24 protein-coding genes and 4 tRNA genes are annotated in these 19,522 nt (G+C 69.3%); 9 read left to right on the top strand and 19 right to left on the bottom strand.

Going from position 1 to position 19,522, the window contains the following annotated elements:
- The 12 genes from CSC65_RS14300 to CSC65_RS14245 all read right to left on the bottom strand — a co-directional run.
- Nucleotides 1-127, bottom strand: a 127-nt coding sequence (locus CSC65_RS14300; protein ID WP_049472805.1) for a GTP-binding protein, incomplete at its 3' end; no start/stop codon positions are given.
- 96 nt (nucleotides 128-223) lie between these two features.
- Nucleotides 224-299 (bottom strand) — tRNA-Thr (locus tag CSC65_RS14295).
- A gap of 47 nt (nucleotides 300-346) precedes the next feature.
- Nucleotides 347-420, bottom strand: a tRNA-Gly gene (locus tag CSC65_RS14290).
- 67 nt (nucleotides 421-487) lie between these two features.
- Nucleotides 488-573, bottom strand: a tRNA-Tyr gene (locus CSC65_RS14285).
- A gap of 119 nt (nucleotides 574-692) precedes the next feature.
- A complete protein-coding gene (ychF, locus tag CSC65_RS14280) occupies nucleotides 693-1,784 on the bottom strand; it encodes a redox-regulated ATPase YchF (RefSeq protein WP_162411250.1) in 1,092 nt (363 codons plus the stop codon).
- A 71-nt stretch (nucleotides 1,785-1,855) separates the two neighbouring features.
- Nucleotides 1,856-2,437: an aminoacyl-tRNA hydrolase gene (gene pth, locus CSC65_RS14275; protein ID WP_162411249.1), complete on the bottom strand. Its 582-nt coding sequence runs from the start codon at nucleotides 2,435-2,437 to the stop codon at nucleotides 1,856-1,858.
- Nucleotides 2,438-2,490: 53 nt separating this feature from the next.
- On the bottom strand, nucleotides 2,491-3,111 hold the full coding sequence (locus CSC65_RS14270; protein WP_162411248.1) for a 50S ribosomal protein L25/general stress protein Ctc: 621 nt from the start codon (nucleotides 3,109-3,111) through the stop codon (nucleotides 2,491-2,493).
- Between the two features lie 200 nt (nucleotides 3,112-3,311).
- Nucleotides 3,312-4,271, bottom strand: a complete 960-nt coding sequence (locus tag CSC65_RS14265; RefSeq protein WP_162411258.1) for a ribose-phosphate diphosphokinase — start codon at nucleotides 4,269-4,271, stop codon at nucleotides 3,312-3,314.
- Between the two features lie 135 nt (nucleotides 4,272-4,406).
- Nucleotides 4,407-4,483, bottom strand: a tRNA-Gln gene (locus CSC65_RS14260).
- An 11-nt stretch (nucleotides 4,484-4,494) separates the two neighbouring features.
- The gene (gene ispE / locus CSC65_RS14255) at nucleotides 4,495-5,349 is read right to left on the bottom strand and encodes a 4-(cytidine 5'-diphospho)-2-C-methyl-D-erythritol kinase (RefSeq protein ID WP_238390412.1); all 855 of its coding nucleotides are present in this window, start codon (nucleotides 5,347-5,349) and stop codon (nucleotides 4,495-4,497) included.
- Complete coding sequence (gene lolB / locus CSC65_RS14250) at nucleotides 5,346-5,972, bottom strand: lipoprotein insertase outer membrane protein LolB (protein WP_162411247.1); 627 nt, start codon at nucleotides 5,970-5,972, stop codon at nucleotides 5,346-5,348. The genes ispE and lolB overlap by 4 nt, the downstream gene beginning before the upstream one ends.
- Nucleotides 5,969-7,714, bottom strand: a complete 1,746-nt coding sequence (locus CSC65_RS14245; RefSeq protein ID WP_162411246.1) for a tetratricopeptide repeat protein — start codon at nucleotides 7,712-7,714, stop codon at nucleotides 5,969-5,971. Before CSC65_RS14245 ends, lolB begins: the two co-directional genes overlap by 4 nt.
- A gap of 65 nt (nucleotides 7,715-7,779) precedes the next feature.
- Between CSC65_RS14245 and hemA the strand changes: the two genes are divergently transcribed.
- From hemA to ppk2, 4 genes are all read left to right on the top strand, one after another.
- Entirely contained in the window at nucleotides 7,780-9,084 is a 1,305-nt protein-coding gene (gene hemA, locus CSC65_RS14240; protein WP_162411245.1) for a glutamyl-tRNA reductase, read from the top strand.
- Nucleotides 9,062-10,144, top strand: a complete 1,083-nt coding sequence (gene prfA, locus CSC65_RS14235; protein WP_162411244.1) for a peptide chain release factor 1 — start codon at nucleotides 9,062-9,064, stop codon at nucleotides 10,142-10,144. Before hemA ends, prfA begins: the two co-directional genes overlap by 23 nt.
- Nucleotides 10,145-10,239: 95 nt before the next feature.
- The gene (moaB, locus tag CSC65_RS14230; RefSeq protein ID WP_162411243.1) at nucleotides 10,240-10,758 is read left to right on the top strand and encodes a molybdenum cofactor biosynthesis protein B; all 519 of its coding nucleotides are present in this window, start codon (nucleotides 10,240-10,242) and stop codon (nucleotides 10,756-10,758) included.
- 15 nt (nucleotides 10,759-10,773) lie between these two features.
- The gene (gene ppk2 / locus CSC65_RS14225) at nucleotides 10,774-11,598 is read left to right on the top strand and encodes a polyphosphate kinase 2 (RefSeq protein WP_162411242.1); all 825 of its coding nucleotides are present in this window, start codon (nucleotides 10,774-10,776) and stop codon (nucleotides 11,596-11,598) included.
- Nucleotides 11,599-11,600: 2 nt separating this feature from the next.
- Here the strand turns inward: ppk2 and CSC65_RS14220 are convergent, their stop codons facing one another.
- Genes CSC65_RS14220 through CSC65_RS14210 form a run of 3 tightly spaced genes read right to left on the bottom strand, consistent with a single transcriptional unit; the run spans nucleotide 11,601 to nucleotide 13,743 of the window.
- Nucleotides 11,601-11,888: an acylphosphatase gene (locus CSC65_RS14220; protein WP_162411241.1), complete on the bottom strand. Its 288-nt coding sequence runs from the start codon at nucleotides 11,886-11,888 to the stop codon at nucleotides 11,601-11,603.
- A complete protein-coding gene (locus CSC65_RS14215; protein WP_162411240.1) occupies nucleotides 11,885-12,463 on the bottom strand; it encodes a TlpA family protein disulfide reductase in 579 nt (192 codons plus the stop codon). The genes CSC65_RS14220 and CSC65_RS14215 overlap by 4 nt, the downstream gene beginning before the upstream one ends.
- 2 nt (nucleotides 12,464-12,465) lie before the next feature.
- On the bottom strand, nucleotides 12,466-13,743 hold the full coding sequence (locus CSC65_RS14210; protein WP_162411239.1) for a YihY family inner membrane protein: 1,278 nt from the start codon (nucleotides 13,741-13,743) through the stop codon (nucleotides 12,466-12,468).
- Between the two features lie 78 nt (nucleotides 13,744-13,821).
- Here CSC65_RS14210 and wrbA point away from each other — a divergent pair, with 78 nt between their 5' ends.
- The 4 genes from wrbA to CSC65_RS14190 all read left to right on the top strand — a co-directional run bounded on the left by wrbA (nucleotide 13,822) and on the right by CSC65_RS14190 (nucleotide 15,856).
- Nucleotides 13,822-14,415 (top strand): NAD(P)H:quinone oxidoreductase, encoded by a 594-nt coding sequence (gene wrbA, locus CSC65_RS14205; protein ID WP_162411238.1) that lies wholly within the window; start codon nucleotides 13,822-13,824, stop codon nucleotides 14,413-14,415.
- The gene (locus tag CSC65_RS14200; protein WP_162411237.1) at nucleotides 14,415-14,753 is read left to right on the top strand and encodes a DUF2069 domain-containing protein; all 339 of its coding nucleotides are present in this window, start codon (nucleotides 14,415-14,417) and stop codon (nucleotides 14,751-14,753) included. The genes wrbA and CSC65_RS14200 overlap by 1 nt, the downstream gene beginning before the upstream one ends.
- 130 nt (nucleotides 14,754-14,883) lie before the next feature.
- Nucleotides 14,884-15,369: an asparaginase domain-containing protein gene (locus CSC65_RS14195; RefSeq protein WP_162411236.1), complete on the top strand. Its 486-nt coding sequence runs from the start codon at nucleotides 14,884-14,886 to the stop codon at nucleotides 15,367-15,369.
- A gap of 10 nt (nucleotides 15,370-15,379) precedes the next feature.
- On the top strand, nucleotides 15,380-15,856 hold the full coding sequence (locus CSC65_RS14190; RefSeq protein WP_162411235.1) for an aminoacyl-tRNA deacylase: 477 nt from the start codon (nucleotides 15,380-15,382) through the stop codon (nucleotides 15,854-15,856).
- A 65-nt stretch (nucleotides 15,857-15,921) separates the two neighbouring features.
- Here the strand turns inward: CSC65_RS14190 and sufT are convergent, their stop codons facing one another.
- Entirely contained in the window at nucleotides 15,922-16,473 is a 552-nt protein-coding gene (gene sufT, locus CSC65_RS14185) for a putative Fe-S cluster assembly protein SufT (RefSeq protein ID WP_162411234.1), read from the bottom strand.
- Between the two features lie 126 nt (nucleotides 16,474-16,599).
- On the opposite strand from sufT, the gene CSC65_RS14180 reads away from it, so the two are divergent.
- The gene (locus CSC65_RS14180; RefSeq protein WP_162411233.1) at nucleotides 16,600-17,034 is read left to right on the top strand and encodes a hypothetical protein; all 435 of its coding nucleotides are present in this window, start codon (nucleotides 16,600-16,602) and stop codon (nucleotides 17,032-17,034) included.
- Nucleotides 17,035-17,056: 22 nt separating this feature from the next.
- Here CSC65_RS14180 and CSC65_RS14175 read toward each other — a convergent pair whose 3' ends face one another.
- From CSC65_RS14175 to CSC65_RS14165, 3 genes are read right to left on the bottom strand one after another with little or no spacing between them, the layout of a single operon-like run.
- On the bottom strand, nucleotides 17,057-18,496 hold the full coding sequence (locus CSC65_RS14175; protein ID WP_162411232.1) for an NAD(P)(+) transhydrogenase (Re/Si-specific) subunit beta: 1,440 nt from the start codon (nucleotides 18,494-18,496) through the stop codon (nucleotides 17,057-17,059).
- On the bottom strand, nucleotides 18,493-18,990 hold the full coding sequence (locus CSC65_RS14170; RefSeq protein ID WP_202922893.1) for a hypothetical protein: 498 nt from the start codon (nucleotides 18,988-18,990) through the stop codon (nucleotides 18,493-18,495). Before CSC65_RS14170 ends, CSC65_RS14175 begins: the two co-directional genes overlap by 4 nt.
- Nucleotides 18,987-19,295, bottom strand: coding sequence for an NAD(P) transhydrogenase subunit alpha part 2 (locus CSC65_RS14165; RefSeq protein ID WP_162411231.1), 309 nt, complete (start codon nucleotides 19,293-19,295; stop codon nucleotides 18,987-18,989). The genes CSC65_RS14170 and CSC65_RS14165 overlap by 4 nt, the downstream gene beginning before the upstream one ends.
- Nucleotides 19,296-19,522: the final 227 nt, after the last annotated feature.

The following is a 19,522-nucleotide window of genomic DNA, read 5'->3' as shown; positions in this document are numbered from 1 at the left end:
CGCCGCCAAAACGCTCTGCGCCGATCTTCGTCAGCGCCGCGGTCAGCGTCGTCTTGCCGTGGTCAACGTGACCGATCGTGCCCACGTTCACGTGCGGCTTGGTGCGCTCGAATTTACCCTTGGCCATGGCTGCCTATCTCGCTGACGGTTGTAGATGGGGTGCTGCTGGTTTGTCGAAAGCCTGGCCCTGGGGCCAGACCCGGTGCGGACGGATCCGCGAATATGGTGCTCACGAAAGGAATCGAACCTTCGACCTCCTCCTTACCAAGGAGGTGCTCTACCGACTGAGCTACGTGAGCGGATGGAACGCTTGGAACCTGTTTCTCGGAACAACTGGGTGGCGCAATGGAGCGGGAGACGGGAATCGAACCCGCACCATCAGCTTGGAAGGCTGAGGTTCTACCATTGAACTACTCCCGCGAGGGGAACCACACCCGGCCTACCGCTCCGGGCCTTGCCTCGATGTTCCGTACCGCACTTCTAAAACTGGTGGAGGGAGGTGGATTCGAACCACCGAAGGCGTAAGCCAGCAGATTTACAGTCTGCCCCCGTTGGCCGCTTGGGTATCCCTCCGGGATCTGCCACCGCGACCGGTACAACCGCGTACGACCGGGGTGAAACAGCCCGCAATTCTGACCATCCCCGCCGTCGCTGTCAACGGATCCGGAGATCGATTTCGCCCGGTGCCGCGGTCAGACGTTGAAGCGGAAATGCAGGACGTCGCCTTCCTGGACCCGGTACTCCTTGCCCTCCAGGCGCATGCGCCCGGCCTCGCGCGCTCCGGCTTCGCCGCGGTAGCGCAGGAAGTCGTCGAAGGCGATGGTCTCGGCGCGGATGAAGCCCTTCTCGAAATCGGTGTGGATCACCGCGGCGGCCTGCGGCGCGGTGGCGCCGGCCTTGACCGTCCAGGCGCGGACCTCCTTCACGCCGGCGGTGAAGTAGGTCTGCAGGCCCAACAGGCGGTAGGCGGCACGGATCACGCGGTTCAGGCCCGGCTCGTCCAGGCCCAGGTCGGCCAGGAAGGTATCGCGATCCTCGTCGTCGAGCTGGGCCAGCTCCTCTTCGATCGCCGCCGACACGGGCACCACTTCGGCGCCTTCGGCCGCGGCACGGGCCCGCACGGCCTCCAGCAGCGGGTTGTCGTGGAATCCGTCCTCCAGGACGTTGGCCACGTACATGACCGGCTTGAGGGTCAGCAGGAACAGGTCCCGGACCAGCGCCCGCTCCTCGTCATCCAGGCCCAGGGCGCGGCCGGGCCTGCCCTCGCTCAGTCCGGCATGCAGCTTCTGCAGCACCGGCTTGCGCGCGATGGCGTCCTTCTCGCCGGCCTTGGCCGAGCGTTCGGCGCGGTTGAGCGCCTTCTCGACGCTGTCCAGGTCGGCAAGCGCGAGCTCGGTATCGATCGTATCGATGTCCGAGAGCGGATCGACCTTGCCGGCGACGTGGATGATGTCCGTGTGCTCGAAGCAGCGGACCACGTGCGAGATCGCGTCGACCTCGCGGATGTGCGCCAGGAACTTGTTGCCCAGGCCCTCGCCGCTGGCCGCACCGGCGACCAGGCCGGCGATGTCGACGAACTCGACCGCGGTGGCGATCACCTTCTCGGGCTTGACGATCTCGGCCAGCTGGCCCAGCCGCGGGTCCGGCACCGGCACCACGCCCACGTTCGGCTCGATCGTGCAGAACGGGAAGTTGGCGGCGGCGATACCCGCCTTTGTCAGCGCGTTGAAGAGGGTCGACTTGCCGACGTTGGGCAAGCCGACGATGCCGCATTTGATGCCCATGATTCTCTGTTGTCACCGCAGGAGATTGGGGGCTGGGCACCGGTCGACGCCGGATCCCAGCCCGCAGCCACCTAGGCCTTCGGGGTATGCAACCGCTTCATCGCCTCGTTGAAGTCGCCCGCCACCGCCAGCGGCAGGACCGCCAGGGCATCATCGATCGCCCGGTCGATCAGCACCGCATCGTCCTTGCCCGGCCTGCCCAGCACCCAGCCCGTGACCCGGTCCTTGTGCCCCGGATGGCCGATGCCGATCCGCAGGCGATGGAACCGGCCATGCCCCAGGTGCTGCATCGTGTCGCGCAGGCCATTCTGGCCTCCGTGGCCGCCATCGAACTTCAACCGCGCCGCGCCTGGTGCCAGGTCGAGTTCGTCGTGCGCCAGCAGCGCCTGTTCCGGCTCGATCTTCCAGTAGCGCAACGCCGTGGCCACCGACTTGCCCGACAGGTTCATGAAGGTCGCCGGCTTGAGCAGCCACACCGCGCGACCGCCGATGTCGACCTTGGCGGTCTCGCCGAACAGCTTCGATTCCAGGCCAAAGCGCACGCCCGCCTGCTGCGCCAACGCGTCGGCAAAACGAAACCCGGCGTTGTGCCGGGTGTTCGCGTGTTCCGGACCGGGATTGCCCAGCCCGACGATAAGTCGAAGTTCCGCCATCGCAGCAGAGCCCACCGCGGTCCCGCCCGGCACACCGGGCGGGACGCAGCGGCTTACTTCTTCTCTTCGCCGCCTTCGGCAGCCGGCTCTTCCTCGACGCGGGCGTGCTTGGCGATCACCACCGCCACGTCATGGTCGGCACCCAGCTTCAGTTGCGGGATCTCCACGCCGGCCGGCAGCTTCAACGCCGACAGGTGGATCACGTCGCCGACGGCCAGCTCAGACAGGTCGACCTCGATGGCTTCCGGCAGGTCCCTGGGCAGGCACGACACGTTGACTTCCGTCAGCTCGTGCATGATCACCACGCCGGCGGTCTTGCCGGCCGTGGACTTCTCGGCGTTGACGAAGTGCAGCTGCACGGCGGCGCGCAGGACTTCGTTCTCGTTCACGCGCAGGAAGTCCAGGTGCATGACCAGCTGCTTGTACGGGTGGCGCTGCATGTCACGCAGCAGCACGCGCTGCACGTCGCCATTGAGGCTCAGGTCCAGGATCGAGGAGTAGAACCACTCGTTCTGCTGGGCCAGCCACAACTTCTCGTGGTCCAGCTGGATGTTGACCGGCTTGAGGTCGCCACCGTAGACGACGGCCGGAATCTTGCCATCGCGACGCAGGCGGCGGCTCGCACCCTTGCCCTCGTCCTCGCGACGTTCGACGTTGATCACATGAGTTGCCATTTCTCTTCACTCTTCAGTTGTAGGGAACGCCTCGTGGCGATTCCACTCAAGGGACCACCTCGCGGTGATCCGGGCGACTCGTCCGCGACCAGACGAGCCTTGCGGTTCCCGGGGATCGGGAATCCGGAACCGGCTTTCCGGTTCCGCATTGCCGTCCCCCGGCGGCCGGCGCATGTCGCCGGCCGGGTGGCTGCGCCGACTCAGTCGACGTAGAGCGAGCTCACCGATTCGCCGAACGCGATGCGGCGGATCGTCTCGGCCAGCAGCTCTGCCACGCTGACCTGGCGGATGCGGCCGCAGGCACGGGCGGCCGGCGACAGCGGGATGGTGTCGGTAACCACCAGCTCGTCGAGCTGCGAGCCGGTGATGTTGTCCACCGCCGGCCCCGAGAGCACCGGGTGGGTGCAGTACGCGGCCACCTTGGTCGCGCCCTGCGCCTTCAGCGCCGCCGCCGCGGCGCACAGCGTCCCGGCGGTGTCGACGATGTCGTCCACCAGCACGCAGGTCTTGCCGGACACGTCACCGATGATGTTCATCACCGTGGACACGTTCGCGCGCGGGCGGCGCTTGTCGATGATCGCCAGGTCGGCGTCATCCAGGCGCTTGGCCACTGCGCGGGCGCGGACCACACCGCCCACGTCCGGCGAGACCACGATCAGGTTCTCGGTGCCGTAGGCGCGCCAGATGTCGGCCAGCAGCAGCGGCGATGCGTACACGTTGTCGACCGGCACGTCGAAGAAACCCTGGATCTGGTCGGCATGCAGATCCACGGTCAGGACCCGGTCCGTGCCCACCGCGCTGAACATCTTGGCGGCGACCTTGGCCGTGATCGGCACGCGCGAAGAACGCAGGCGGCGATCCTGGCGCGAATAGCCGAAATACGGCACCACCGCGGTGACGCTGGCGGCGCTGGCGCGCTTGAGCGCGTCGATCAGCACCAGCAACTCCATCAGGTTCTCGGCCGTCGGCGCGCAGGTCGGCTGGACCACGAACACTTCCTGCCGGCGTACGTTCTCCTCGATCTCCACCTGCACTTCGCCGTCGGAGAAGGTCGACACCAGCGCCTTGCCCGGACGCACGCCCAGCTCGCGGCAGATGCTGTTGGACAGCGCCTTGTTGGCGTTTCCGGAGAAGACAAGCAGGCTGCGTTCGTCTTGCATCTTGGTCATCCCGGCGGCGATTCGAACAAGGTGTGGAACATGGAGGAGGCGCGATGGACTGCGCTCCGTTCTTTCAATCCCCGCACCTGGAAGTGCGGTTTATTGCGAGGGACTCGCGTCCATGACTCGCAAGCATGGCAGGGGCGGCAGGATTCGAACCTGCGGATGCCGGGATCAAAACCCGGTGCCTTGGACCACTTGGCGACGCCCCTGTGTCATTCCACTACAGGCGCGCCATCGCGCCATGGAGCGGCGAATCCGACACGCCGGCAGCGACCCAGGCGCGCAACCGTCGCGGTAACCGCGCCAGTGCGTCCTGCGCCGCGTCCCGTTGGGCGAACTCGACGAAACAACCGCTGCCAGTACCGGTGAGGCGCGGCAGTCCGATCCGCGCCAGCTCGGCGAACACCGCCTCGACGGCCGGTTCGCGACGGCGCAGGACCGTCTCGAACGCATTGTCGAGGACCGTTCCGGCAGCGAAGTCCGCCATTTTCGCGGGCGGGGAATCCCGCGTCAAATCCGGGGACTGGAAAAGGGCCGCGGTGGGCACGTGGATACCGGGGTCCACCAGCACATACCAGGCCGGCGGCAGAGCGATCGATTCCAGCCTTTCACCGACCCCCTCGGCCCAGGCCGAGCGCCCCCGGACGAAGACCGGGACATCTGCGCCCAGCTGCAACCCCAGCGCCGCGAGCCGGTCCTCGCCCATGTCCAGGCCCCAGAGCCGGTCAAGGGCGCATAGGACAGTCGCCGCATCGGACGAGCCCCCACCGAACCCACCCCCTGCAGGGATATGCTTTTCGACGCTTATGTCGGCACCTTGCGTGCAGTTAGCCGCATCTTTAAGCAGGCTGGCTGCCCTGACCGCCAGATCGGCCGCATCTTCAACGCCCGGCAGGCGGTCTCCATGACGGACCACTCGGCCATCGTCGCGGCTGCGCAGAAAGATCCGGTCGCCCCAGTCGAGCAGCCGGAAGACGGTCTGCAGCTCGTGATAGCCGTCATTCCGGCGGCCGGTGATACGCAGGAACAGATTCAGCTTGGCCGGGGCCGGCCATTCACTCCAGCCGCCGTTCACGGCACTGCGTCCCAGCCATCCACGACCAGGCGAACGCGGGCACCCTCGCGACTGGCCTGCAGCCGCCGCGGCATCGCCGGCCAGCCGGCAGTGGCCGGAAGCCACTCCTGGTACTCGACGGTCCAGCCCTCGGCGACCACGCGCTGGAGGCGACCATCGGCGCCGAAGTCCAGCTCGCCGGCGCCCGGGGAGGGCAGGCCACGCACCCACCAGGCCATCGACTCCAGCGGGATCTGCCAGCCGGTCGCCTCGCGCAGCAGCACCCCGGCATCCGGGCCGGAACGCGGGCCGCCTTCCAGGCCCTCCAGGGTTGCACCGCCAGGCTCACCCGACAGCTGCCAGCTCTGGCGGGTCACCGGGGCGCTGAGCGAGACCCGGTAGGCCATCCCCTGTTGCTGCCACTCCAGTCGGCCGCTGCCACCCTTGTCGGCCACATTGACCGCGATCCGGCCCTGCATCGCCCATTGCGGGATGGCCTCCAGTTGTTGCCTCCGCTGCTCCTGCATGGCCTGCGCCTGGCCGGCGTCGACCGCGGGCGGGAGAGGGCGCGGCGGCGCGGTCGTACAGCCGGCGAGCAGGATCGCGGCCAGCGCAAGGCCGGCCGGCTGGAGGCGCGGGATCACGGCGCAGGCTCCGTCGTCGACACAGGCACCGCCACCGGAGCCGGCAGGCCGAGCTTCTCCACGGCCCGCAGCAGCGAGCGGTTGTCCGGATCGAGCTTGCGCGACTCGTCGAAGTAGCGCTGTGCTTCTTCGCGCCGCCCCAGCACCCAGAGCAACTCGCCGACATGCGCCCCGATCTCGGGATCCTTGGCCAGGCCCCAGGCCCTGCGCAGCTCGACCAGCGCCTCCTCGTTGCGACCCAGCCGGTACAGCACCCAGCCGTAGCTGTCGACGATGGCGGCGTTGTCCGGTTCGGCGGTGCGTGCGCGGTCGATCAGCTCCAGCGCCTCCTGGTAGCGGTGGGTACGGTCGGCCAGGGTGTAGCCGAGCGCATTGAGCGCGGCCACGTTCTCCGGCTCGGCGACCAGCACCTTGCGCAGGTCGGCCTCGGCCCGGTCGATCCGATCCTGGCGCTCCCAGGCCAGCGCGCGCGCGTACAGCAGGGCGCCGTCGTCCGGGTAGGCCGCCAGGCCGCGGCCCAGGGCCTCGATCTCGCCCTCGATGCTGCCGGCGCGCTGCCGCAGTTCGCCCTCCAGCAGATAGGCGTTGCGACGCGCCTCGTCGTCGCTGCCGGCATCGTTCTGCAGGGCATGGGCCTCGGCGTACGCGTCGTCGGCACGCCCCATTTCGTACAGCGCCGCGGCGGTGCGGATCCGCGCCTCGGGACGCAACGGCCCGCCCGACACCCCGCGATACCAGTCCACGGCCTCGGCCGGGCGCTTGAGGAACTCGGCGATGCGCCCCAGCAGCATGCGGCGCGCCGGATCGGGCTGGCCGCCGTCGCCCGCCGACAGCTCGCCGTACATTGCCGCCAGTGCCTCGTTGTCCTCGCTGCGGGCCAGCAGCGACGCCCGGACCCCGTAGGTCTGGGTGTCCTGCGGCCCCCGCGACATGATCCTGGCGGCGGCATCGAAGTCACCCAGCGCCTCGTAGGCGACGGCGAGCATCGCGCGCACCTCCGGGTCGTGTTCCGCGCGCGGCTCGGCGACGCCCAGCATCGCCCGGGCCTGCTCGGTCTGCCCCGCCTGCTGCAGCTGGCCTGCGCGCAGCACCGCCACCCGCGGCTCGCCCGGGAAGCGCCGGACCATCTCGTCGACGATGCGTGCAGCCAGCTGCGGCTTGTCCAGGCGCAGCGACAGCCGGCCGAATTCCTGCCAGGCCACCAGTTCGTCCGGAATGACGCCATCGCCGACCAGCTGGCCCATCACCTTCGCCGTGACGTCGGGATCGCGTCCGCCGGCCAGTGCCACCAGCGCATACCGCCAGGCCCTGGGGTCGGACGCCTGCAGCAGCTGGACCAGCTCACGGCGCGCCTTGCGGGCCTGGCCTTCGCGCAGGGCCAACGAGGCACTTGCCGCGCGCAGCGCCAGCGAATCGGGCGCGCGCTGCCGCCACAGCTTCAGCGACTGCCCGGCGCGGACATCGTCGTTGGCCAGCATCGCGATGCGGGTCGCGCGTTCGGCCAGCAGGATGTCGCCTTCGGCCGCCTTGGCCGCCTCCAGGTACCAGCGCGCTGCGTCGGCCAGCTGCCCGGCCTGCAGGGCGTATTCGCCGGCCATCACCTGCTCCAGCGGAACCGGGTCGGGCGCCGGCCTGGCCGCGCACAGCGGGCTGGCGACCAGGGCCAGCGACAGCAGCCACGACAGGCGCTGGAGGGGACGCGGACGTCCCGATCGGGCGATGGAAATCTCTGATACGGGCATTGGCACCCACCGGGCCGTAAAATGGCGGCCCAAAGAAGCCAGCAGATTATCGCAAGCACCTGAACATGACGCTGTGGCTCCTCGGCCTCAACCACCAGACCGCGCCGGTCGACCTGCGCGAACGGGTAGCTTTTGCCGGCGATTCGCTGGGAACGGCCCTGGCTTCGCTGCGCGCCCTGCCCGAAGTCTCCGAAGCGGCCCTGCTCTCCACCTGCAACCGCACCGAGGTCTACGCGGTGGCCGCCGATGGCGAAGCCCTTGCCGGATGGCTGGATGGCCAGGCACAGGGCCTGGGTGCCTACCTCTACAGGCATCGCGACGCGGACGCCGTGCGCCACCTGTTCCGGGTGGCCACCGGCCTGGACTCGATGGTGCTGGGCGAACCGCAGATCCTGGGCCAGGTGAAGGACGCCTGGGTGCTGGCGCGCGAACACGGCGCCCTCGGCGGTCGCCTGGATCGCCTGTTCCAGCAGACCTTCGCCGTGGCCAAGCGTGCGCGCACCGACACCCGCATCGGCGTCAATCCGGTATCGGTCGCCTCCACCGCAGTGCGGCTGGCGCAGGACTCCTTCGCCAGCCTGCCCGATTCCACGGTGTTGCTGATCGGCGCCGGCGAGACCATCGAACTGGCGGCCCGGCATCTGGCCAAGGGCGGTGTGCGCCGCCTGCTCGTCGCCAACCGCACCCTCGCCCATGCCCAGGACCTGGCCAGCCGCCACGGCGGCTACGCCCTGCCCCTGGCCGAGCTGGACCGACACCTGGCCGAGGCCGACGTGGTGTTCTCGGCCACCGCCAGCCGCGAACCGGTGCTGCGCCAGGCCCAGGTCGAAGCGGCGCTGGCCGCGCGCCGGCGCAAGCCCGTGCTGTTGTTCGACCTGGCGGTGCCGCGCGACATCGAGCCACGCGTGGCGGCGCTGGCCGATGCCTACCTGTACACCGTCGACGACCTGGAACGCGCAGTCGAGGACAACCGGCGCGGGCGCCACGAAGCGGCCGAAGCCGCCGAGGCGATCATCGACCTGCAGGTCGCCCGCTACATGGAGACCCTGCATGCCGGCGGCCGCCAGGAGACGCTCAAGCGCCTGCGCTCGCTCGGTGACAGTACCCGCGACGAACTGCTGGCCCGTGCGCGCCAGCAGCTGGCCGGCGGTCGCGATACCGACGAGGTGCTGCAATTCCTCGCCCATACCCTGACCAACCGGCTGCTGCATCCGCCGACCGCCGCCTTGCGCGAAGCCGCGCTCAGCGGCGACCTGGAACTGGCGCGCGCGGCCGAACGCCTGTTCCCGGACAAGGCGCTCTACTCCCATTCCCCGATCCCCTCACCCGCCGCACCGCGACTGCCTGATGACCCCGAGCCTGCGCCGTAAGCTGGAAGCGCTGGCCGAGCGCCGCGAAGAACTCGAACGCCTGCTCGCCGACCCCGGCGTGCTGGCCGACAACGCGCGCTTCCGCGACCTGTCGCGCGAATTCGCCCAGCTCGAGCCGGTCGCCACGGCCCTGGCGGCCGAGGCGCGCGCCAAGGATGACCTGGCTGCGGCCGAGGCCATGCGAGGCGACCCGGAACTGGCGGAACTGGCCGAAGAGGAAATCGACAGCGCGCGCGCGCGGCTGCAGGCGCTGGATGCCGAGCTGGCCCTGCTGCTGGTGCCCAAGGACCCGCGCGACGACGGCAACCTGTTCCTGGAAGTGCGCGCCGGCACCGGCGGCGATGAAGCGGCGATCTTCGCCGGCGACCTGTTCCGCATGTACGCCCGCTATGCCGAGCGCCAGGGCTGGAAGGTCGAAGTGGAATCGGAAAACCCCGGCGAACACGGCGGGCACAAGGAAATCGTCGCGCGCCTGGTCGGCCGTGGCGCCTATTCCAAGCTGAAGTTCGAGTCCGGCACCCCCCGCGTGCAGCGCGTGCCGGCGACGGAGTCCCAAGGCCGCATCCACACCTCGGCCGCGACGGTGGCGATCATCCCGGAGGCCGACGAGGTCGAGGAGATCGCGATCAACCCGGCCGACCTGAAGGTCGACACCTTCCGTTCGTCCGGCGCCGGTGGCCAGCACGTCAACAAGACCGATTCGGCGATCCGCATCACCCACCTGCCGACCGGCGTGGTGGTGGAAAGCCAGACCGAGCGCAGCCAGCACGCCAACCGCGACAAGGCGATGAAGCGGCTCAAGGCGCAGCTGCTCGACGCCGAGCGCAGCCGCCAGCAGGCCGCACAGGCCGAATCGCGCCGGCTGCAGGTCGGCAGCGGCGACCGCAGCCAGCGCATCCGCACCTACAATTTCCCGCAGGGCCGGATCACCGACCATCGCGTCGAAGGCCTGACCCTGTACGACCTGCCCAACATCCTCGAAGGCGAGCTCGACCCCCTGGTCGTGCGCCTGCAGCAGGAACACCAGGCCGACGAACTGGCGCGACTGACGGCCGAGTAAGACGGTATTCCCGTCATGGGCGGCACTCGGCAACGATGTGCCCTGCCCCAGCGGCAGGTGCGCAGCACGGACCCGCGTGGGTATAGGCTATGCGCATGACTGCCGAACGCGATTTCCTGCCCTTGAACATATGCGTGCTGACCGTCTCGGACACGCGCACCGCCGACAACGACACCTCCGGCGACTACCTCGCCCAGGCCCTGGCTGACGGCGGGCACCGCGTGCAGGCACGCACGCTGCTGCCCGATGACCGCTATCGCCTGCGCGCGCAGGTTTCGGCGTGGATCGCCGACCCGGCGGTGGATGGCATCCTGGTCACCGGCGGCACCGGCTTCACCGGCCGGGACTCCACGCCCGAAGCGCTGCTGCCGCTGCTGGACAAGGAAATGCCGGGCTTCGGCGAACTGTTCCGCGCGATCAGCGTCGAGGAGATCGGAACGTCCTCGTTGCAGTCGCGCGCCTTCGCCGGACTGGCCAACGCGACGTTCCTGTTCGCCCTGCCCGGTTCGACTTCGGCCTGCCGCACGGCGTGGGAGCGGATCATCCGCCACCAGCTCGACGCGCGGACCCAGCCCTGCAACCTGGCGACCCTGCGGCCGCGATTGCGCGAATAGAACACGGAGACCGGCATGGGCGACCACGGCAAGACGGGCCGGCGCAAGGCGGCAAAACCGCTGCGCAAGGGCGAGTACAAGGACCTGCTCGCGCCCTTGCAGCTTGAACTCGTACACATGGCCGAATGGCTGCAGGCGACCGGCCTGCGCCTGGTCGTGCTGTTCGAGGGACGCGACACCGCCGGCAAAGGCGGCGCGATCAAGGCCCTCACCGAACACCTCAACCCGCGCCAATGCCGGATCGCCGCCCTGCCGCGCCCGACCGATCGCGAAGCCACGCAGTGGTATTTCCAGCGCTATGCCGCGCACCTGCCCGCTGCCGGCGAGATGACCCTGTTCGATCGCAGCTGGTACAACCGGGCCGGCGTGGAACGGGTCATGGGTTACTGCAGCCAATCCGAGCATGCCGCGTTCCTGCGCCAGGCGCCGCAGTTCGAACGGATGCTGGTCGACGACGGCATCGCGCTGTTCAAGTACTGGCTGTGCGTGGACCAGGCCGAACAGGAGCAGCGTTTCGCCGAGCGCCATGCCGACCCGCTCAAGGGCTGGAAGCTGTCGCCGGTCGACCTGGAGGCGCGGCACCGCTATGCCGACTACACCCGTGCGCGCGAGGAGATGCTCGCCGCCACCCACACCGCCCATGCGCCCTGGACGCTGGTCGATTTCAACGACCAGCGCGTGGGCCGCCTGACCCTGCTGCGCGACCTGCTCGACCGGCTGCCCGACGTGGACGTTCCCAGCGACCTGCCCGTGCTGGAACCTTTGCGTGGCAAGGCTCGGCGCGAGCGCTACGGGGTGCTTGAACCGATCGCGCCGTATCCTTCGCGCGCGGAAGACTGACCTCAGCCGGTCGCGAATCCCGGCGGCACCACTGCCGCTTCCGGTGCCGGCAACGCCTGCAGTGCGTCGACCCGCGCCTGCGGCGGCCCGCGCCGCAACCACGCCTCCAGCTGGTCCAGCGCTTCGGTCGCGCCGCTGGCGATCACCTCGACCTGCCCGTCGGCCAGGTTGACCGCGCTGCCATCCAGACCCAGCCGCAGGGCTTCCACGCGGGTCGAGGCACGGAAGAAAACGCCCTGCACCCGCCCGGACACGCGCCAGCGCCGCGCGATCCGGACCGGCGCGCTCATTCCAGGCTGCCGCCGCCCGCTTCGACCGCGGTTTCGATGTCGTACGCGGTCACCGGGCCGAGGAAATGGCGGGCGACCTTGCCGTCGGGTGCAAGCAGGTAGGTGGTGGGAAGGCCGCGTGGCGTGGCGAAATCCTGCGGCGGGCTCATCGGATCGAGGATCACGATCGGATAGGACACCGGATGCTCCTTCAGGAACGCGCGCATGTCCTCCACGCTGATGTCCTCGTAGGCCAGGCCCACCACTTCGATCTGCTCGCGCATGGTATGCAGCGCGGCCAGTTCGGGCATTTCCTTCAGGCACGGCCCGCACCAGGTCGCCCAGAAATTCACCACCACCCAGCGCCCCCGGTGCGCGGCCAGGTCGTACAGCGCGCCATCCACCGCGGTGGCGGCGAAGCGCGGGACGTCGGCCGTGCGCTCGACCACGCCGGGCTGTGCCACGGGCGGCAGGGCGGCATCGGCCGCCGGCGCTGCGGCGCTCGCCGGTGGCGTGGCCGGCGGCGCGGGGGTCTGTTCCGGGCGGCAGGCGGACAACGCCAGCAACGCGGGCAGCAGGAGAAGGGATACGCGCATGCTCAGGTCCGTTCCGGGTTCGTGGGATAAAGGTCGCCGACGCGGCGCTTGAGTGCATCGCGCAGCGGCAGTCGCAGGTCGTCGAGCACGGCGTGAACCGCCGCGCCCAGCTCGTCGTCGCGGCAGGGCAGCCAGGCCTCGTCGATCGGCACCCGCAGCTGGCAGGCCTCGTACAGGTCGGCCAGGGTGATGCTGTCCAGGTCGCGCGCGAGCAGCCACTCGCCGCGCTCGTCGCGGCGGACCAGCTTGATCGCATCGAGCCGGCACAGGAATTCCTGCAGCAGCGAGTCGGTGAGCATCGGCTCCAGCGCGAGCATCTCGTTGGTGTGCAACCCTCGCGCCTCGCGGCGGGCCTGCTGGAAACGACCGATCAGGCGCAGCAGCGCATAACCCTCGTAACCCTGCGGCAGGCGCATCGAGGCCGGCTGGTAGCGGAACGCGGCCATCGAGGACGCCAGTGATGCACCGAGCAGGATCGCCACCCAGCCAAGGAAGATCCACAGCATCAGGATCGGGATGAAGGCCATCGCGCCGTACAGGTTCTGGTAGCCGTCGAAGCTGCCCAGGTACAGGCCGAGTGCGGCTTTCACGCTCTCCAGCAACACCACCGCCAGCACCGCGCCGGCAATGGCATGGCGCCACTTGACCGTGTGATGCGGCACGACCCGGTAGGCGAGCATCACCACCGCCAGCTCGATCAGGATCGGCGCCATGCCCAGGCTGAAGTTGGCCAGCCACTGGCCCTGCGGCGTCTCGACGAACAGCTTCATGGCGAAGAAGCGCGCCGAGATCGACAGCGAGGCGGCGGCGAGCAGCGCACCCAGGGTCATCACCGTCCAGTACACCAGGTAGCGCGACAGGCGCGGCCGCGCGCTCGCCACGCGCCAGATCCGGTTGAAGGTCGACTCCACGCTGTTGAGCGTGACCAGCAGCGAGATCACCAGGGCCACCGTACCGGCGGCGGTGAGCTTCTGGGTGTGCTCGGAGAGCGTAGCGAGCTGGTCCCGGATCGAGTCTGCCGCGGCAGGAATGAAATTGGAGAGCACGTACTCGACGAGCTTGCCACTGAGGTCCTGGAATGCCGGGAACGCCGAGAGCACCCCCAGCACCACCACCGCCAGCGGCACCAGCGCGAACGCGGTGGTGTAAGCCAGCGAGCCGGCGGCCTGGAACAGGTTGTCGTCGAGGAAGCGGCGCCACAGGAAGCGGGCAAAGGTCGTAGCGCGCGCGCGGTCACCCACGCGTTCGCGCCAGCGGTCGATGATCTGCGCGATGCCCATTGCGGCAAGCCTACCCGATGCGCGGTGCCGGCCGCATCGTCGATACTGGACGCCCTGCCTGTACCCGATGGAAGCCCGATGCCGGAGATCCTGGTCCTGTACTACAGTCGCGGAGGTTCGGTCGCGCGGCTCGCCCGGCAGATCGCGCGCGGCGTGGAGGAAGTCCCCGGCATGCAGGCGCGGGTGCGCTCCGTGCCGCCGGTGGCCGCAGTGACCCAGCAGGCCGCGCCGCCGGTGCCCGAGGAGGGCGCGCCCTACGTGCAGGCCAGCGACCTGGTCGAATGCGTTGGCCTGGCCCTGGGCAGCCCGACCCGTTTCGGCAACATGGCCGCACCCGTCAAGCATTTCCTCGACGGCCTGGGCGCCGAGTGGGCCAGCGGCACGCTCGCCGGCAAGCCGGCGGCCGTGTTCACCTCCACCGCTACCCAGCACGGCGGCCAGGAATCGACCCTGCTCACCATGCACGTGCCGCTGCTGCACCACGGCTGCGTGATCGTCGGCATCCCGTTCACCGAGCCGCTGCTCAGCAGCACCCGCAGCGGCGGGACGCCCTACGGCGCCAGCCATGTCGCCGGCACCCAGGACGAGCCGCAGCCGACCGATGAAGAAGCGGCGCTGGCGCGCGCGCTGGGTCGGCGCCTGGCCGATATCGCTGCGCGGCTGGCCGGCTGATGGCGACGACGACATCGCACCACCTGACCGGCGCCGCGCTGCTGGCGCTCGCGGCGCTCTTCGGCGCCTGGTTCCACGACGACCGCCACGCGGTGGCTGCGTTGCTGGTGTTCGCGCTGCCGCCGCTGCTGCTGGCCGTGCCGGCCTGGCGCGGCGGCCGGCGCGCGGCGTTCTGGGGTGGCGTGCTCGCGTTGTTCTGGTTCAGCCACGGGGTCATGGTCGCCTGGACCCGTCCGGACGAGCGGCTGTTCGCGTGGCTGGAAATCGGCCTCTCGCTGCTGGTGATCGGCGCGTCCAGCTGGTCGGGCCTGCGCGCGCGCTTCGGTCGCCGCGCCTGAACCCCGCGCAGGCGGCGCGACCGGCCGCCATCGCGATCGTCGATAATGCGGCCACTTGCGGCGTGCGGCTCCAGCCCCGCGCCCTCCTCATATGCGCCGGACGCCGCGCGCGCCGGACCAGGGCACCGACATGGAAGAACTGCTGATCGTCACCACCGGTGGCACCATCGACAAGATCTACTTCGACGACAAGTCCGACTACCAGATCGGCGAACCGCAGATCGGCACGATCCTGCGCGAGCTGGGCGTGACCTTCCGCTTCAGCGTGATCCCGATCCTGCGCAAGGACTCGCTGCACATCACCGACGATGACCGCGAACTGCTGCGCGCGACCATCGCCGCGCAGTCCACGCCGCACGTGCTGGTCACGCATGGCACCGACAGCATGGTCCAGACCGGTCTGGTGCTGAAGTCGATCCCGGGCAAGACCATCGTCATGACTGGCGCACTGAGCCCGGCGCGGTTCCGCGGCTCCGACGCCGAATTCAACATCGGCTGCGCGATCGGCGCGGTGCAGTCGCTGCCGCACGGCGTGTACATCGCCATCAATGGCCTGATCTGGGACCCGGCGAAGGTGCGCAAGAACGTGGCTGCCAACCGCTTCGAACCGGCCTGAGGAACGCGCCGTGTCGATGGCCACGCGCGCGACCCGCGCGCTCGACGCGGTGGGTGTCGCCTATCGCCTGCATCCGTACGACTACGACGCCGACGCGGTCGCCGGCAAGGGCATGCAGGCGGCCCTGGCGCTGGGCATCGCACCCGATCGCGTGCTGAAGACGTTGATGACGTGGGTGGATGCGCGCGCGCTGTGCGTGGTCATCCCATCGGACCGGCAGCTGCAGCTCAAGGCACTGGCCGCAGCCGGCGACGGCAAGGCGGCGCGGATGATGAACGTGGCCGAGGCCGAGCGTCGCAGCGGCTACAAGGTCGGCGGGGTCAGCCCGTTCGGCCAGCCAAGGCCGGTACCGGTGTGGTTCGAAAGCGACGCGCTGGCGGCGGCCAGCGTGTGGATCAACGCCGGCCAGCGCGGGCTGCTGCTGGAGATCGACCCGGCTGACGCGATGCGTGCGCTTCAGGCTTCGAGCGCCGCGATCAGCCGCTGACGCGGCAACCGTAGAGCGGCCTGTTCCGCCGCCTCCAACGCTCGAACGCATGGCGGCAACGCCGCTCAGAACATGCCGGTTTCCAGCCTCGCGGCCTCCGACATCATGTGCCGGCCCCACGGCGGGTCGAACACCAGTTCCACGTCCGCCTCGGCGATGGTCGGGATCTGCTCGAGCTTGCTGCGCACGTCGTCGACCAGGATCTCGCCCATGCCACAGCCCGGCGCGGTCAGGGTCATCTTGACCTCGACCAGGCGCTTGCCGTCATCGCGCGGCTTGAGGACGGCTTCGTACACCAGGCCCAGGTCGACGATGTTGAACGGGATCTCAGGATCGAAGCAGGTCCGCAGCTGGCGCCAGATCATGGCCTCGACTTCGTCGTCGCCGGCGTCGGCTGGCAGGTCCAGCTCGGGCGGGACTTCCTTGCCGATGGCGTCGGCATCCTTGCCCGCGATGCGGAACAGGTTGCCCTCGACGAACACCGTGTAGCTGCCGCCCAGGCCCTGGGTGATGTAACCGACGCTGCCGGCCGGCAGGGTCACGGCTTCGCCCTGCGGCACCATGACGGCGGCGCAATCGCGTTCGAAACGGACGGGTTCGCTGCTGCGGGAGTACATGCGGCCGATATGGGGCGGGAGGGCCACGTACTCAAGCCGCGGCGCAGGAAAAGTTCACTGGATACAGGACGCATTCTAGCCGATGCGGCCAGCGCGTATCCTTGGCGCCCCCGAACGGAAGTCCCGATGCCGCCTGCGCCGCACGCCCCGCCTCCTGCCTCGCCGCGCGCTCCACGCTGGTTGTGGCCGTTCATGCTGCTGCTGGGGAGCGCGACGATGGTCGTGGCGTGGAGCTCGCTTTCCCTGGCCACCGGGCGCCAGCATGGCTGGATCGCCCTGCTCGCGGGGCTGGAGGCGGCCTGGATGCTGCGCCTGGGCGGGATGCTCCCGGGCTGGCCACGCCGCCTGCTCGCCGCCGCGGCGACGCTGCTGATGGCGGTCCTGGTGCAATGGTTCGTGGTGTCCGGCCACATCGGTGCGCAGATGGGCCTGGCGCCGTGGGAGGCCGCGCCGAAGATGGGGGCCTTCTACGTCTGGACCTTGGCCCGACTGGCCAACAGCTGGCTCGACCTGCTGTGCCTCGGGCTGGCCCCCGTGCTGGCGCTGCGCGCAGCGCGCTGAGCGCCCGACCTCGCGTGCGGGCTCAGTGCCCGCCGTCCAGCGCCTTGAGTTCGCTGACCAGGGCGCTGGCCATCTCCGCGCCATCGCCATAGAGCATCCGCGTGTTGTCGGCATAGAACAGCGCATTCTCGATGCCGGCAAAACCGGTGCCCTTGCCGCGCTTGATCACGATCGTGTTCTTCGACTCGACCACGTCCAGGATCGGCATGCCGTAGATCGGGCTGGCCGGATCGGTCTTGGCCACCGGATTGACCACGTCGTTGGCACCGATCACCAGCGACACGTCGGTGTTGGGGAACTCGGGGTTGATGTCGTCCATGTCGGCGATCAGATCGTACGGCACGCCGGCTTCGGCCAGCAGCACGTTCATGTGCCCGGGCATGCGCCCGGCGACCGGGTGGATGGCGAACTTCACCTTCACCCCGCGCTCGATCAGCCGCTGCGCCAGCTCCCAGATCTTGTGCTGGGCCTGGGCCACGGCAAGGCCGTAGCCGGGCACGATCACCACGCGCTCGGCGAAGGCCATCATCGCCGCGACGTCGCCGGCTTCGATGGGCTTCTGCGCGCCGGTGATTTCCTGCATTTCCCCGCTGCCGGGTCCGAAGCTGGAAAACAGCACGCCGCTGATCGGCCGGTTCATCGCCTTGGCCATCAGGCGCGTCAGCAGGATGCCGGCCGCGCCGACCATCATGCCGGCGATGATCAGCGCCTCGTTGCCCAGCACGTAGCCCTCGAAGGCCACTGCCAGGCCGGTGAACGCGTTGTAGAGCGAGATCACCACCGGCATGTCGGCGCCGCCGATGGGCAGGGTCATCAGCACGCCCAGCGCCAGCGCGACGACGAAGAAGGCCACGATCGCCCACGGCTGCAGCGTCACCGCGGCCATCACGCCGAGCACCACCATCGCCACCGCCACCAGCAGGTTGAACGCCTGCTGCCCCGGGAACACCACTCGCCGGTCGAGCCGGCCATCGAGCTTGGCCCAGGCGATGATCGAACCGGACAGCGACACCGCGCCGATCGCCGAACCGAGCACGGCCAGCGTCAGCACTACCGTGCCGGGGTGCGTCACCGCGCCTTCCGCGCCGACCGGCGCGCCGTGCGCCAGCGCCGAAAAACGCAGCAGTTCCACCGCACCGATCGCGGCAGCCGAGCCGCCGCCCATGCCGTTGTACAGCGCGACCATCTGCGGCATGTCGGTGATCGCCACCCGCTTGCCGGAGATCCATGCCGCCACCGTGCCCAGCACCAGCGCGGTCACGATCAGCGGCATGTTGTGCAGGCCCGGCAGCAGGAAGGTCGCCGCGGTGGCGATCAGCATGCCCATGCCCGCCCACTGGATGCCGCTGCGCGCCGTGGCCGGCGAGGCCATGCGCTGGAGGCCGAGCAGGAACAGCGTGGCAGCCACCAGGTAGCTGGCACCGACCAGCCAGGTCCGGAAATCGAATTCCCCAATGTTCATGCCGCCTCCCCCTGCGTTGCCGCGGATTTGACCCGCGACGGATTCCTGTCCAGTCGATGGTTCTCGAACATCTCGATCGCCGTCTTCAGCAGGCCGAACATTCCCAGGCCCAGGCCGACCATCCCCATCGCCAGCTGCGACCAGGCCGAATCACCGGCCATGTAGAGCGCGGCCAGGCCGCCGCCGAGGGCCAGCACCACGGTCGCAGCGATGAGCCCGATCGCCCAGCTGCCCTTGCGCGCATCCTCCCAGACCTTGCGCGAAATCTCGTTCTGCGTGGTGGTCGGGTCCTGCAGCGAGGAGAACCCGATCCCCACGCCCGCATGCAGCAGGGCGAGGTTGAAGTCCGCGAAGATCGAATCGAAGCCGTTGAAGTACGGCCTGGCCACGTAGAAGACGGCCAGCGCCATGAACGGGTACTGCAGGTAACTCGCCGCATGGAACAGCTTGCGCGGACTGCGCCAGCCCCCGGCCGCCAGGTCCCGTGCGCTCACTTGGACCCGCCCTTCGACGAGGGCTTCTTGCTGCTCTTGAACATCTCGAGCATGCGCTCGGTGACCACGTAGCCGCCCGCCGCATTGCCCGCGCCCAGGACCACGGCAACGAATCCGATCGCCTTCTCCAGGGTGGTGTCGGCATGGCCGAGCACGACCATGGCACCGATCAGCACGATGCCGTGGATGAAGTTGGAGCCCGACATCAGCGGCGTGTGCAGGATCACCGGCACCCGCGAAATGATCACGTGCCCGGCGATGGCCGCCAGCATGAAGATGTACAGCGCAACGAAACCGTCGTTCATCACCGCCCACTCCCCCGGGCTCAGCGCCCGCCCGGATGATAACCGCTGCCTGAACGCTGCACAGCCCGGTCAACCGGTTGCATCTGCATGCGTTTCCAGGGTGTACCGACCACCGCGACTGGAGGACTTCGATGAAGGATCGCTGCTTGCCCCTGCTGTCCGCCCTCCTGCCGCTCGGCCTGACCGGCCCCTCGCTGGCCGCCGACCGGCTCGAGCGCCCAGGCGCA

The sequence above is a fragment of the Pseudoxanthomonas daejeonensis genome, from assembly GCF_010093205.1.
GTDB classification, from domain to species: domain Bacteria; phylum Pseudomonadota; class Gammaproteobacteria; order Xanthomonadales; family Xanthomonadaceae; genus Pseudoxanthomonas; species Pseudoxanthomonas daejeonensis.
Note: the sequence above shows the minus strand (reverse complement) of the source record. Positions and strands in the feature narration are given on the sequence as shown.